This window comes from Mycobacterium sp. E3198, assembly GCF_001667015.1.
In the GTDB taxonomy this organism is placed as follows: Bacteria; Actinomycetota; Actinomycetes; order Mycobacteriales; family Mycobacteriaceae; genus Mycobacterium.
The window spans coordinates 20,257-33,201 of sequence record NZ_LZIS01000169.1; the positions used below are offsets into that span (position 1 = coordinate 20,257).

Consider the following 12,945-nt stretch of genomic DNA (forward strand, 5'->3'; position numbering starts at 1 on the left):
AAAAGCCGATCTCGAATGGAGGGTCAACGATGACGACTCAAACAAGCACCGTTTCGCTTTATCCGCCGGGAGGCTTTGGCGCACCGAAGGATCGCCGCGGGCACGCCAGCGGCAGCAACGTCGGATTGCCGGAAGGGACCGTCGTTTTTTCCGCCGACAACCACATCTCCCTGGCCGCCGACATCTTCTACGAGCGCTTCCCCGAGGAGCTCAAGGACAAGGCGCCGCGGATCTGGTACGAAGACGGCGCCTACCAGGTGGGGCGCAAGGGCCAGTCGTTCCTGCCGGGTGACTTCAGCGCGGTGCTGATGCAATACGACGACCTGCCCGGGGCCGCCAGCACCAACATCGAGGCCCGCATCCAGGAGCTGCACGAGGACGGTGTCGAGAAGGAACTGGCGTTCCCCAACGCGGTGCTGGCGCTGTTCCACTACCCGGACAAGAAGCTGCGCGAACTCGCGTTCCGCATCTACAACGAGTACATCGCGGAGCTACAGGAGCGCTCGGACGGCCACTTCTACGGCGCCGGGCTGATCAACTGGTGGGACCCGCAGGGCACCCGGCAAACGCTGGAGGAGCTGAAGTCGTTGGGGCTCAAGACGTTCCTGATGCCGCTGAACCCGGGGAAGGACGACGACGGCAACCCGATCGATTACTCGAGCACGTCGATGGACCCGGTGTGGGACGAGATCGAAGCCGCCGGCCTGCCGATCACCCACCACATCGGGGAGACGCCGCCGAAGAGCCCGACCGAATTCAACAGCGTCGTGGTCGGCATGATGATCAACATCGACGGATTCCGGGAGACGTTCGCCAAGTACATCTTCGGCGGCATCCTCGACCGGCACCCAACGTTGCGCCTCGGCTGGTTCGAGGGCGGGATCTCGTGGGTTCCGTGGGCGCTGCAGGACGCCGAGCACTTGGTGGCCTCGTACCAGCACATGTTCAACCGGCCGCTGGAGCACGACGTGCGCTACTACTGGGACAACCACATGAGCGCCTCGTTCATGGTCGATCCCCTGGGTCTGCACTTGATCGACAAGATCGGTGTGGACAAGGTGATGTGGTCCAGCGACTACCCGCACAACGAAAGCACCTACGGCTATTCCGAAAAGTCGCTGGCCGCCGTCGTCGACGCCGTCGGGCCCGAGAACGCGGCCCGCATAGTCAGCGGCAACGTGACCAACTTCCTGGGGTTGTAGTGACGGCTGTCGCGCCGGCGGGCGGGCTGGCGATTCCCGAAGCACCCGATCTGACGCGGATGCGGCGCGAGACCGGAACCCGACTACGGGCGGCGATGGCCGACCGCGGCGTCGACGCGCTGATCCTGCTGGGCAACAGCGCGGTCGTCTACGCCACCGGGACGAGTTGGCCGCTGGGCGACGCCGGGATGTCGTACGTCGAGCGGCCCGTGGCCGTGGTGGTCGCCGGCGACGAGTGGCCGCATCTGTTCCTGCCGTTCCGTGCAGGCGTCGCGCACGAGTCGGAGCTGCCCGCCGACCACCTGCACGGGCCGGTCTACCTCGAATTCGACGAGGGCGTAGCCGGTTTCGCGCGCCAGTTGGCCGGCCTGATCCCGCCCGGCGCCGTGATCGCGGTGGACGAGTGCACCGGCGCGATGTCGCGTGCCGCGAAGTCGTTGTTCCCCAACGGCGTTCCGGCCGACGCGTCCGCCATCGTCAGCGCCGCCAAGGTCGTCAAGACCCCCGACGAGCTCGCCTGCATCCGTACCGCGGTTCGGATCAGCGACGAGGCGATGGTCGACGTCCAGAAGGCCTTGGCTCCCGGCGTCCGCCAGAGCGACCTGTCGGCCGGATTCCTGCGGCGGGCCTTCGAACTGGGCGCCATGGCCAGCATGCTGGAGCCGATCTGGCAGGTGATGCCGCCCAGCAAGGCGCAAGGCGTGTGGACGACGCACGGCGACTTGGCCCTGCCGCTGTTGAGCACGGAGCGCGAACTGGCCGAGGGTGACGTGCTGTGGACCGACGTCAGCATCACCTACCACGGTTATTGCTCGGACTTCGGCCGCACCTGGCTGGTGGGCCGCGACCCGGCGCCGCGGCAGCGGGCGCAGTTCGACAAGTGGCAGGAGATCATGACCGCCGTCGAGGGCGTGGCCCGCGCCGGCGCCACGGCCGGTGATCTCGGCCGGGCCGCCATTGCGGCCAACGGCGGCAGCCGGCCCTGGCTTCCGCACTTCTATCTGGGCCACGGCATCGGCGTCAACGCGGCCGAGATGCCCATGATCGGAACCGATCTCGGGCAGGAGTTCGACGACAACTTCGTCCTGCAACAGGGCATGGTGCTGGTGCTGGAGCCGGTGGTCTGGGAGGACGGCACCGGCGGCTACCGCAGCGAAGAGGTCGTGGTGATCACCGAGGAAGGCACGATTCGATTGACCGACTACCCCTACGCCCCCTATGGCAACTGAAGTCCTCGCCGACGATCGGGCGCTGCGCTCCGGGCGTCGCCAGCGCGCGCTCGAGCAGATGGCGGCACACGACCTCGACGTCCTGGTCCTCGGGCGCCAGGCCAACATCCGCTACGTCACCGGCGCCCCGCAGCTGTGGGTCGCAGGAACCCGGCCGTTCGGTCCGTCCTGCGTGCTGGTGCGCGAAACCGGCGCGATCCACCTCCTCAGCACCTGGGACGAAGGAGTTCCCGACGACATCCCGCACGAGAACCTCTACGGCATCTCGTGGAATCCGATGAACACGATGTTCGCGTTGCGGCGCATCGACGGTGCGGCCTCGGCGCGGCGCGTCGGAACCGACGCGCTCTCACCGGCTTTCGCGCAGCTATTGCCTACCGCATTTCCCAGCGCCGAGCTGGTCGACGGGGAACTCGCCATGCGCGCCGCCCGGCGCATCAAGACGGACGAGGAGGTGGCGGCGCTGCGGGAGGCGATCGCGGTGGCCGAATCCGGCCTGGCCGCCGCGGTGGCCGAGCTGCAGCCAGGGGTGCGCGGACAAACGCTGGCCGGCGTCATGCTGGAGGCGATGGCGGCCGGTGGCGTGAGCACGCCGGCCAATCAGGAGTTCGCCTGGATCACCTCGCCGGATCACCCGTGGCGGCGGGTCGACGGTGACGGCCGCGTGAAAGACGGTGACCTGGTGGCGTTCTCGGCTGGCGTGCTGGCCGGGGGCTACATGGGTGAGGTCGGCCGGACCTGGCCCGCGGGCGCCGCCGGCGGCGCGCCCGCCCTGTACCGCCGCTGGGACAACCTCTGCGCCAGGCTGTTAGCGGCATGCCAGCCCGGCGCCGCGGCCGGCGACCTGCTGGCCGCCTACGAGGGCGCCGGCGAGCCGGCGCCGCCGATGCCCGTGGCCCGGGGCCTGGGCATGGGCTTCGACCCGCCGGTGGTGTCCCAGCACCTGCCCCGCACCGCGGCCGGCGAACGACTGGAGCCCGGCATGGTGCTGGCCCTGACGGGCTACGTCTGGCAGCAGGGAGTCGGTGCCGTGTTCGGCCGCGAGGCCGTGCTGATCACCGCCGGCGGCCCCGAAGTGCTGACGTCGAGCCCGCACTGGCAGGAATGATGCCGCGACACATAAACCGTTGCGACAATGCCCCGATGACCTTCGCAACCACTTATGTCTCGCGGTCCTGACATGCCCTCCGAACCCGATGACAAGGTGGAGAAGGTCATCCGGTACGAGAAGGATGCCAAGACCCGCATCGCCACGATCACCTTCGACCGGCCGAGCCACCTGAACGCGCCGACGATCGCGGCGCGGCTGCGCTATGCCGACCTGCTGCACCGCGCCGGGGTCGACGACGACGTCAAGGTGCTGGTGGTGCGCGGCGAAGGCGAGGACCTGGGCTCCGGCGCCGACCTGACCGAGGAAATGCGGGTGCAGGATTCGCCGGACCCGGGACCGCGCCTTGCCGAGTACCGAATCGGGGCGGACGAAGTCAACTTTCCGCCCGCCGGCTCGTTTCGGCGCGGCGCCACCCTCGGGCAGTGGTACGCCAACCCGAACTCCGGCATCCGCGGGCTACAGGACTTCAAGAAGATCAGCATCCTCGAGGTCAAGGGCTACTGTTACGGCTGGCACTTCTACCAGGCGGCCGACGCCGACTTGGTGATCGCCAGCGACGACGCCCTTTTCGGCCACCCCTCCTTCCGGTATTTCGGCTGGGGCCCCCGCATGTGGTGGTGGGCGCAGACCATGGGCATCCGCAAATTCCAGGAAATGGTGTTCACCGGGCGGGCTTTCACCGCCGCCGAGATGTACGACTGCAACTTTCTCAACAAGGTCGTCCCACGGGATCAACTCGAAGCCGCAGTGCAGAAATACGCGCTGGCCTGCGCGCGCAACAGGCCCACCGACACCGTGTTCATGCAGAAGGTCTTCTTCGAGATCATGAAGCAGTTTCAGGGCGAATACCTGGGCAGCATGCTCAGCGGCTTCTTCGAGTCGGTGGGCGGTAAAGCCCAGCGGGACGCCGACGGCGACTTCACACTCGGCGACGCGATCCAACGCGGACTGGGCGACGCGGTCAAGGACAACGACGACAAGTTTCCGCCGGAATGGCGCCTCAGCAAGAAGGGGCGCGGCAAGAAAGACTCCAAACCGAAGAGAAAGCACTAGTGGCGCAACCCCTCCCCGAATTCCCGCTGGCGGGCTACACCGTGGTCGACCTGTCCACCAAGATAGCGGGCGCCTACTGCACGAAGCTGCTGGCCGACGGCGGCGCCGACGTCGTCAAAGTCGAACCGCCAGAAGGCGACCCGTTGCGGGTCTGGTCGGCGTCGGGCACCGCCATCCCGCCCGATGAGGACGGCGCCTTGTTCAGCTTCCTTGCCGGATCCAAGCACAGCGTCGTCGCGGATCCCGACGTCGGCGACGACGCGGCCCTGTTGCACGGGCTGCTGGCCACAGCGGAGGCTGTGGTGTGGTCGGCTGGTTCGAGACTGGCCGACAGCCCGGACTTCACGCCGGCCGCCATCCACGACCGCCATCCGCACCTCACCGTCTTGTCGATCACGCCCTTCGGGCTCCAGGGGCCCTGGCGACACCGGGCGGCCACCGAGTTCACGCTGCAGGCCTGGTCCGGGGGAATCATCGGGCTCGGACGCGGCGAGCCCGACCGCGCGCCGGTGTTCGTCGGCGGGCAGGTGGGGGAATACCTGGCCGGCGTCTACGCCAGCGCCGCGTTGCTCGCGTCGCGGTACGGCCGGGACAACGGCGGCCCGGGCCAACTGCTGGACCTGTCCATGCTGGAGACCCAGATCCTTTGCCTGACCTACTATCCCGTCACCTACTTCGAAATGCTCGGACGCCCATGGCGGGACGCGAGACGACTCACCGTGCCGGGTGTGGCCCGCGCCAAAGACGGACTGGTGGACCTCGGCTGTGGCACCGCACAGCAGTGGTTCGACCTCTGCGCGATGGTGGGACACCCCGAGTGGATCGATGAGGAGTCGCCGCTGACGATCACCGAGCAGGCCAACATTCACGCCGATGAGATCTACGCCTGGGTCGAGAGCAACACGGTCGACGATATCCGGGAGCTGGCGACGGCGTTCCGGATTCCGAACGCGCCGGTTGCCAACGGCGCCAACATCACAACGCTCGACCACTTCCGCGAACGCGGATCGTTCGTGCGCAACCCCCGCGGGTTTCAGCAGCCGGGGCATCCGTACCGCATGGGACCGGCCCGGCTCCGTCCGCCGGGCCCCGCGCCGCGGCTGGGGGAGCACACGTCGCGCTACCGGACCGCCCCGCCCACTCCCCGGCCGGCGTCCAGACCTTCGGAAGAGCGCCCAAACAGATTGCCGCTGAGCGGGCTTCGCGTGCTGGACATGACCACGTTCTGGGCCGGCCCGTGCGGCACCCACTTCCTGGCGATGCTCGGCGCCGAAGTCATTCACCTGGAATCCGGCCGCCGCCCCGACGGCACCCGCCTGATCGCCGGCCTACCGATCACCGAAGCACAGTGGTGGGAGAAGTCGCCGATCTTCGCGGCGCTGAACACCAACAAGAAGGGGCTGACCCTGGACCTGCAGAACCCGCGCGGCCGGGAGCTGTTAGGGCGGCTCATCGCGACGTGCGACGTCGTCGCGGAAAACTTCACGCCGCGGGTGCTGGACCAGGTCGGACTGAATTTCCCTGCAATCCAAGCGATCAAGCCCGACGCAATCCTGTTGCGGATGCCGGGGTTCGGCCTGGACGGCCCGTGGCGCGACAACCCGGCGTTCGCCTATGTCATCGAGGCGGCGGCGGGCGTGAGCTGGCTGACCGGCTATCCCGACCGCACACCGTATGACCCGTATTCGATCGGCGATCCCAACGCGGGCATGCACGCGCTCAACGCGTTGCTGCTGGCGCTCGAGCATCGCCGCCGCACCGGCCAGGGCGTGCTGGTGGAAGCGGCGATGGTGGACGCCGCGCTCAGCATCTCCGCCGAGCAGGTCATCGAGTACTCCGCCTACGGCGCGCTGCTGGAACGGGCGGGCAACCGCGGACCGACCGCGGCGCCGCAAAACCTGTACCGCAGCGCCGATCTCGACGAATTCGGCCGCCTCGACAGTTGGGTCGCGATCGCGGTCGCGACCGACGACCACTGGACCCGCCTGGGCAAGGCCCTCGGATCACCCTCGTGGGCAACCGATCCCACGCTGGCCACCGCGGCGGGCCGGGCGGCACACCACGATGTCATCGACGAGCACCTGGCCAATTGGTGTGCGCCCCGCGGCCGCGACGAGATCGTCGCCGCCCTCTGGGCGGCCGGCGTGCCGGTGGCCAAGGTCATGCAACCGCATCGCCAAACGGAATTGGAACAGCTGGCGTTCCGACGCTTCTTCGAGGAGGTCGATCACCCGGTGGCCGGCCCGGCGCGGCTCAGCACCGTGCCGATGAGGTTCTCCGCCGGACCCAGGGCGTTTCACACCCGGCACGCGCCGCTGCTGGGCGAGCACAACCGCGAATTGCTGATGCAGCTGGGTTTGACCGAGTCGGAGATCGCGGATCTGGAAGCCGATGGCGTCATCGGGCGGGCGCCGGCGGTCCGCGCCGCCACCTGACCGGCGTGGGCGAGGTGTCACATCTGTGACCGCTGCGGCGTCTAGAGGGTATGAACGCACTACTGCATCGAAGCGTACTGGCACTGTTGGGCGTCGGCGGCGCGGCGACGGGCCTGTGGGCCTACGCGGCGCCGCGCCACTGGTACGACAACTATCCCGGGTTCGGCATGACCTGGCTGCCGCCGCTCGGCCCGTACAACGAGCACCTCGCCAAAGACGTCGGCGCGATGTTTTTGGCGATGGCGGCGGTCAGCGCCGTCACGTTCGTCCTCGTCGCCAACCAAACCCTGGTCAGGACCGCAGCGCTGATGTGGCTCGTCTTCAACTCACTGCACTGCGTCTATCACCTGTCGATGCTGCAGATGTACAACACCCGGGACGCGACAATCAACGGAATCCTGTTGCCCCTGGCCGTGTTGGCGGCGGCGGCACTGTTCCTTCCGGTGCGGGTCTCTAGTGGGCCCAGCCCCCGGCGGCCTGTTCGTCGAACGTCCGGTCAATCCGCTCGAACCGACGCTTGACCGAGGCGCGCGCCGCCTCGTGCGGCAGGACGTACAGCCGGTTGGCCTCGATCGCGTCGGCCGTCAGCCTGGCGACCGCGTCGACGCTCACGCCCTCGTCCTGCGCGGGCAGCGGGCCGAAGGCCCCCTCGGGAGAGGAGGACAACCCGTAATCCGCGCCGCGAATGCGTTCCGAGTTGGACACCAGCTTGGTCTCGATGACCATCGGGCACAGCACCGATACGCCGATGCCGTTGTCCTTGACCTCCCGGGCCAGCGTCTCCGCCAGGCCCACCACGCCGTACTTGGCAACGCCGTACGCGCCCAGGCCCGCGTTGGGCACCAGGCCGGCGAACGACGCGGTGAACGCGATGTGGCCCCCGGTGCCCTGCTCGAGCAGCCGCGGCAGGAAGGCCTCGACGGCATGGATCGAACCCCACAGGTCGATGTCGATCACCCAGCGCCAGTCGTCGTGCGTCATCTGCGCGAGTGGACCGGCGACGACGATCCCCGCGTTGCTGAACAGCACGTCAACCTGGCCCAGCAGGCGAAAAGCCTCGTCCGCGAGATGCACCATCTCCTCGAGATGCCGCACGTCGCACATCACCCCGTGCGCGTCAAAGCCCTCGCCACGCAGGTGGGCCACGGCCTGTTCCAGCGCGGGCTGGTCGACGTCGGCGAGCACCAGCCGTGCTCCGCGGCGGGCAAACTCGGTGGCGGTGGCCAAACCGATGCCGCTCGCCCCGCCGGTGACGACCGCGGCCCGTCCTTCGAATCCGTCCATAGGACGGGACCCTATTTCAGGCAGCTACCCGCATCGATGGGCAGGGTCACCCCGGTGACGTAGCGGGACTCGTCGGAGGCGAAGAACAGCACCGCGTTGCTGATGTCGACCGGATCCACCCACGGCACCGGCAGCGTGTGGAACATCTGACAGATCGGGGCCATGTCGTCGGGGCCCGGGTTCTCCAGGTCCGGTCGGAACATCCGCCAGGTCCCCTCGTTCATGATCATCGCGGTGCTCACGTGGGTGGGATGCACCGAGTTGACGCGAATCATGTGCTGCCCCAGCTCAACCCCGAACGCCCGCATCAGGCCGACCACGCCGTGTTTGGCGGCGACATAGTGGCCGGTGTGTGGGTAGGCCTTGAGCCCGCCGACCGAGCTGGTCAAGATGATCGACCCGCCGCGGCCGCCCGCAAGGATATGGGGGACACCGGCTTTCACCGACTTCCACACCCCGGAGAGGTTGACGTCGATCATCTCCGTCCAGTCCTCTTCGCTCGTTTTGTCCAGCGTTTCACCGCCGTTGCCGATGCCCGCGTTGGCCACGATGATGTCGAGCCGGCCGAGCTGCTCGACGCCGCTGTCGACGGCGGCCTTTAGCGCGTCGTAGTCACGCACGTCGACTTCCGCCGTGACGATCCGGCGGTTATGGCCCTTGACCAGATCGGCCGTCTCCGCCAGATCCTCGGGCGTCGACGCGGGAATTGCCGTGTCCTGGAGTCCGTCGCGGATCGGTTTGCAGATGTCGACCGCGATGATGTCGGCGCCCTCTTGCGCCAACCGCACCGCGTGGCTGCGGCCCTGACCGCGCGCCGCCCCGGTGATGAAAGCGACTTTGCCCTCAACACGTCCAGTCATTGGCTCCTACCTCATTTCCTCAACGGCTCAGCCGAGAACGGCTGGCATGGTCTCCCATCCCCGCACGGTGGAAGTCGGGGACAGCTTGGCGGCGGCAAGGTCGACGTCCCACGTGGGGAAGCGCTTCAAGATCTCTTCGAGCGCGATGCGGCCCTCGAGGCGGGCCAGCGCCGAGCCGAGGCAGTAGTGGGTGCCGACACTGAACGTCAGGTGTTGGTGCGGTTCGCGGCGGATGTCGAAAACGTCGCCGTCCGGCGGGAATTGGCGGTCGTCGCGGTTGGCCGCGCCCACGAGCATCATCATGACGCTGCCCGCCGGCACGCGTTGGCCGTAGTACTCGACGTCGCGGGTCACGTAGCGGGCAACGTGCGGTGCCGGCGGTTCGAAGCGCAGCAACTCCTCGATCGCCGCGGGGATCAGCGACGGTTCGGCGACCAGCGCGCGCCGCTGCTCGGGGTGCTCGGCCAGCACCTTGCCGGTCCACCCGATCAGCCGGGTGGTGGTCTCGTTGCCGGCGCCGGAGACCACGCTGATGTAGATGAGCAGTTCCTCGCGGGTGAGTCGGCGGACGGTTCCCGTCTCGTCCTCGAACTCGGCGCGCAGGAGTTCGGTCATGATGTCGTCGGACGGATGCTCGGCCCGCCAGTCGATGAACTGGCCGAAAAATTCGCCGTTCATCATGTGGTCGGCCGTGGCGTCCATCGGCTTGCCCGCTTCGGTGCGCAGGTTCGCGTTGGCGCGATCGCGCGCGGCTTCCTGGTATTCCTCGGGGATGCCCAGGAGCATGCCGATCACCCGCATCGGCATCTGCGCGCCGAGGTCGGCGACGAAGTCGAACCGGTCCGTGCCGACCAGCGGATCCAAACTGCGAGCGCAGAATTCGCGGATCTTCGGCTCGAGGTCGTTGATCTTGCGCGGCGTGAACATCCGGGACAGCAGCTTGCGGTGGACGTCGTGGATCGGCGGATCCTCGAACAAGATAACGCCCGGCGGGATGTCGATGTTCGCTTTGATCAGCTCGAGGATCGCGCCCTTCGCCGAGCTGAAGGTCTGGTAGTCGACCAGCCCGCGGTCCACGTCGTCGAACCGGCTCAGCGCGAAGAAGTCGTGCTGCTCGTTGTAGTACAGCGGCGCCTCCTCCCGCAGCCGCCGAAACATCGGGTAGGGGTCGGCGTTGAGCCCAACGTCGTACGGGTCGAAGTGGATCTCGCTGGGCGCGCTGAGTGTCACGGGTGGTCAATCGCCTCTCGCCGGAACCGCGTTCCCCCGGAATCGCGGATCGTGCCGCATGTGACTCTGTCGACGCCCACCACCGGGCGTCAACGACGAATCCGTTTCAGCTACTTGTGGTTCTAGATATTAGAGAATCCGATTCTCATGGGCAAACGACGTGCGCTATTTGCTCAGCTTCCTCGTGCCGAGTGGGCGCCGCCGGAAGGGTCAGCCGACGAATCCGCGCGAGCAGAAATCCCACACCTCATCGGCGGTGATGGGGTGGACCGTCGCGTCATCGGAACCGCCGCTGGATTGGGCGATGAACATGACGGTCTGCATGGCCATGGCGGCCACCCGCCGCGGGTTAACGCCAGCGCGCAGCTTGCCGGCGTCGGACGCCGCCTCCATGAGCTCCGTCAGCAACGCCAGCAGCGGCGCATGGGCGACCTTGACCTCGGCCGGATGCGTCACCAACAAGCGTGGCGCAAAGTCGGTGAACAGCGGCCGCTTGGCCGTCGGGTCCGGGCGTGACGCCTCGTACAACAGCTCGATGGCGACCTTCAGGCGCTCCAGCGGGTCGGTCTGGCTCTCGGTGGCCGCCCGGATCTGGTCGGCCGAACGGCTCAGCGCGTCCTCGAACAGCGCGAGCAGCAGCTCGTGCTTGCCGTCGAACTGCAGGTAGAAGCTCCGCAACGACTGGCGGGACCGGTCGACGACCTCTTGGACGGTGAAGTCCGTGCTGCCCTTTTCGATGATGATGGCCTGCGCCGCGTCGAGGAAGCGCTGAACGCGCTGCGCCGCCCGCAATTTCGCGGTTTTGATGGATCGTTCGACGGCGCGCTGCTTCCAGGCGGGCTCTTCGCTGGGGCTCGTCACGGCCGGCTCAGAGGATTGCCGCGTGGGGAGAACATGATTGGACTCTACCGGAGAACGCCGTGCCATCGGTGCGCTCGACCCCCTATGGACGCCGTGTCGGAGATTGTAACTTTCTCACGACGAGAATACTATTCTCTTAGACGCGTGTATGGAAGCGCAATCGCAAGAGCATAACGCGCCGTGCCGGAGAATCCGGAAACCGCCATCCGAGGAGCACAGTGCAGCTGACCTTTGACGCCGACGTCGAGGCGTTCCGCGCCGAGTTCGTGGCCTTTCTGGACGCACACCTTCCCTCGGATGCCGAGGCGGTGGAGCGGCCGCGCTCGAGTTCGCACATCCCGGAGTGGGCGCGGCGCTGGCAGCGGCTGCTCTTCGACAGCGGCTGGCTGCTGCCCGGCAATCCACCGGAATTCGGAGGCCGCAACGCCACGCTGTTGCAGCAATACGTGTACCTGGAGGAATTGGGGCGCCGGCGCATCTATCAAAGCTTCAACCCGCAGGGAGTGGGCATCATCGCGGCGTCGTTGTTGACGTTCGGCACCGACGAGCAGAAGCGCCGATGGGCGGTGCCGATTCTGCGGGCCGAGATCACCGCTTCGCTGGGGATGAGCGAGCCCGGCGCGGGCTCGGACCTGGCGTCGTTGAAGACACGGGCGGTGTTGGACGGGGACCACTTCGTCGTCAACGGGCAGAAGGTGTGGACGTCGGGCGCGCACGACGCCGACGTGCTGTTGGCGTTCGTGCGCACCGACCCGGGCAAGCCCAAACACAAGGGCATCAGCGCGCTGATGATTCCCACCGATACCCCGGGTGTGGTGCGCCGCCCCTTCGCTTCGATGTGCGACGACGGCGAGATCGATTTCAACGAGGTGTTTTTCACCGACGCGCGGGTGCCCGCCGAGAATTTGGTGGGTGAACTCAACGAGGGCTGGCGCGTGGCTACCGGTTCGCTCGGCCACGAACGGGTCATGCTCTGGATGGGCTATGTCGACTTACTACACGAGCTGACCATCGATTTCAGCCCGTCGGGATCGCTGGAGCGCGACCGCTACGCGACCCTGGTGATGGATTCCTATGCCCTGCGGCTGCTGGGGTCGGCGGCCCTGGCGCGCGCGGCCCGCGGGGAAGAGGACGTGCCCGCGCAATCGGTGCTCAAGCTGCTCGGCTCCGAGGCCCTGCAACGCGCCTCCGAGGACGCGCTGGGTGCCGCGGAAGCCGACGGGCTGGTGTATCACGCGGTCACCGCCCCGTTCGCTGCCTTGAACCTCGACAGCCACTACCGCAGCTGGTTCGACCGGTACGCGCGCAGCTTCGCCGCGACCATCGCCGGCGGCACGTCCGAGATTCAGCGGAACATCATTGCCGAACGGGTGCTCGGCCTGCCGCGCAACTAGCGGGCGTCCGACCAGGCGTAGTAACCGATCGCGACGAGCCCCGCGGCGATCGACACGGCCCCTAATACCATGCCCGCGAGGGCGATTCGTGGGTTGTTCGCTTCGCCGCGCTGCACTCGCCGGCGGGCGAGATCGCCGGTTATCAGCGCGGCTACGCCGAAGGGCACCCCCACGAGCAGCCAGCAGGTGAGGAGCGCGACGAGACCCACGATCAGCGAGGCAACGCCGACCTCGTTTCGGGGTGCATCGGGCTGACTCACGGTTTCCCATGTTAGACACGCGACGG

12 protein-coding genes are annotated in these 12,945 nt (G+C 67.5%); 7 read left to right on the top strand and 5 right to left on the bottom strand.

The window, feature by feature from the left end; genetic code table 11:
* Window positions 1–29 precede the first annotated feature (29 nt).
* From A5673_RS18640 to A5673_RS18665, 6 genes are all read left to right on the top strand, one after another.
* Window positions 30–1,202, top strand: a complete 1,173-nt coding sequence (locus tag A5673_RS18640) for an amidohydrolase family protein (RefSeq protein WP_068235557.1) — start codon at window positions 30–32, stop codon at window positions 1,200–1,202.
* Between the two features lie 59 nt (window positions 1,203–1,261).
* Complete coding sequence (locus A5673_RS18645; RefSeq protein WP_082958831.1) at window positions 1,262–2,431, top strand: Xaa-Pro peptidase family protein; 1,170 nt, start codon at window positions 1,262–1,264, stop codon at window positions 2,429–2,431.
* Window positions 2,421–3,539, top strand: a complete 1,119-nt coding sequence (locus A5673_RS18650) for a Xaa-Pro peptidase family protein (RefSeq protein ID WP_068235563.1) — start codon at window positions 2,421–2,423, stop codon at window positions 3,537–3,539. The genes A5673_RS18645 and A5673_RS18650 overlap by 11 nt, the downstream gene beginning before the upstream one ends.
* Window positions 3,540–3,611: 72 nt before the next feature.
* Entirely contained in the window at window positions 3,612–4,595 is a 984-nt protein-coding gene (locus A5673_RS18655; RefSeq protein ID WP_068235566.1) for an enoyl-CoA hydratase/isomerase family protein, read from the top strand.
* Entirely contained in the window at window positions 4,595–7,030 is a 2,436-nt protein-coding gene (locus tag A5673_RS18660) for a CaiB/BaiF CoA transferase family protein (RefSeq protein WP_369806500.1), read from the top strand. The genes A5673_RS18655 and A5673_RS18660 overlap by 1 nt, the downstream gene beginning before the upstream one ends.
* Before the next feature lie 50 nt (window positions 7,031–7,080).
* Window positions 7,081–7,551: a hypothetical protein gene (locus A5673_RS18665; protein ID WP_068235568.1), complete on the top strand. Its 471-nt coding sequence runs from the start codon at window positions 7,081–7,083 to the stop codon at window positions 7,549–7,551.
* On the opposite strand, the gene A5673_RS18670 is transcribed toward A5673_RS18665, so the two are convergent.
* From A5673_RS18670 to A5673_RS18685, 4 genes are all read right to left on the bottom strand, one after another.
* On the bottom strand, window positions 7,484–8,314 hold the full coding sequence (locus A5673_RS18670) for an SDR family NAD(P)-dependent oxidoreductase (protein WP_068235570.1): 831 nt from the start codon (window positions 8,312–8,314) through the stop codon (window positions 7,484–7,486). The genes A5673_RS18665 and A5673_RS18670 overlap by 68 nt on opposite strands.
* Window positions 8,315–8,325: 11 nt before the next feature.
* Window positions 8,326–9,174, bottom strand: coding sequence for a mycofactocin-coupled SDR family oxidoreductase (locus A5673_RS18675; RefSeq protein WP_068235573.1), 849 nt, complete (start codon window positions 9,172–9,174; stop codon window positions 8,326–8,328).
* A gap of 27 nt (window positions 9,175–9,201) precedes the next feature.
* On the bottom strand, window positions 9,202–10,404 hold the full coding sequence (locus A5673_RS18680; RefSeq protein ID WP_068235576.1) for a cytochrome P450: 1,203 nt from the start codon (window positions 10,402–10,404) through the stop codon (window positions 9,202–9,204).
* A 210-nt stretch (window positions 10,405–10,614) separates the two neighbouring features.
* The gene (locus A5673_RS18685; RefSeq protein ID WP_068235579.1) at window positions 10,615–11,265 is read right to left on the bottom strand and encodes a TetR/AcrR family transcriptional regulator; all 651 of its coding nucleotides are present in this window, start codon (window positions 11,263–11,265) and stop codon (window positions 10,615–10,617) included.
* 218 nt (window positions 11,266–11,483) lie between these two features.
* Here A5673_RS18685 and A5673_RS18690 point away from each other — a divergent pair, with 218 nt between their 5' ends.
* The gene (locus tag A5673_RS18690) at window positions 11,484–12,659 is read left to right on the top strand and encodes an acyl-CoA dehydrogenase family protein (RefSeq protein ID WP_068235582.1); all 1,176 of its coding nucleotides are present in this window, start codon (window positions 11,484–11,486) and stop codon (window positions 12,657–12,659) included.
* On the opposite strand, the gene A5673_RS18695 is transcribed toward A5673_RS18690, so the two are convergent.
* Complete coding sequence (locus tag A5673_RS18695) at window positions 12,656–12,919, bottom strand: DUF4190 domain-containing protein (RefSeq protein WP_068235585.1); 264 nt, start codon at window positions 12,917–12,919, stop codon at window positions 12,656–12,658. The genes A5673_RS18690 and A5673_RS18695 overlap by 4 nt on opposite strands.
* Between the last annotated feature and the right edge of the window lie 26 nt (window positions 12,920–12,945).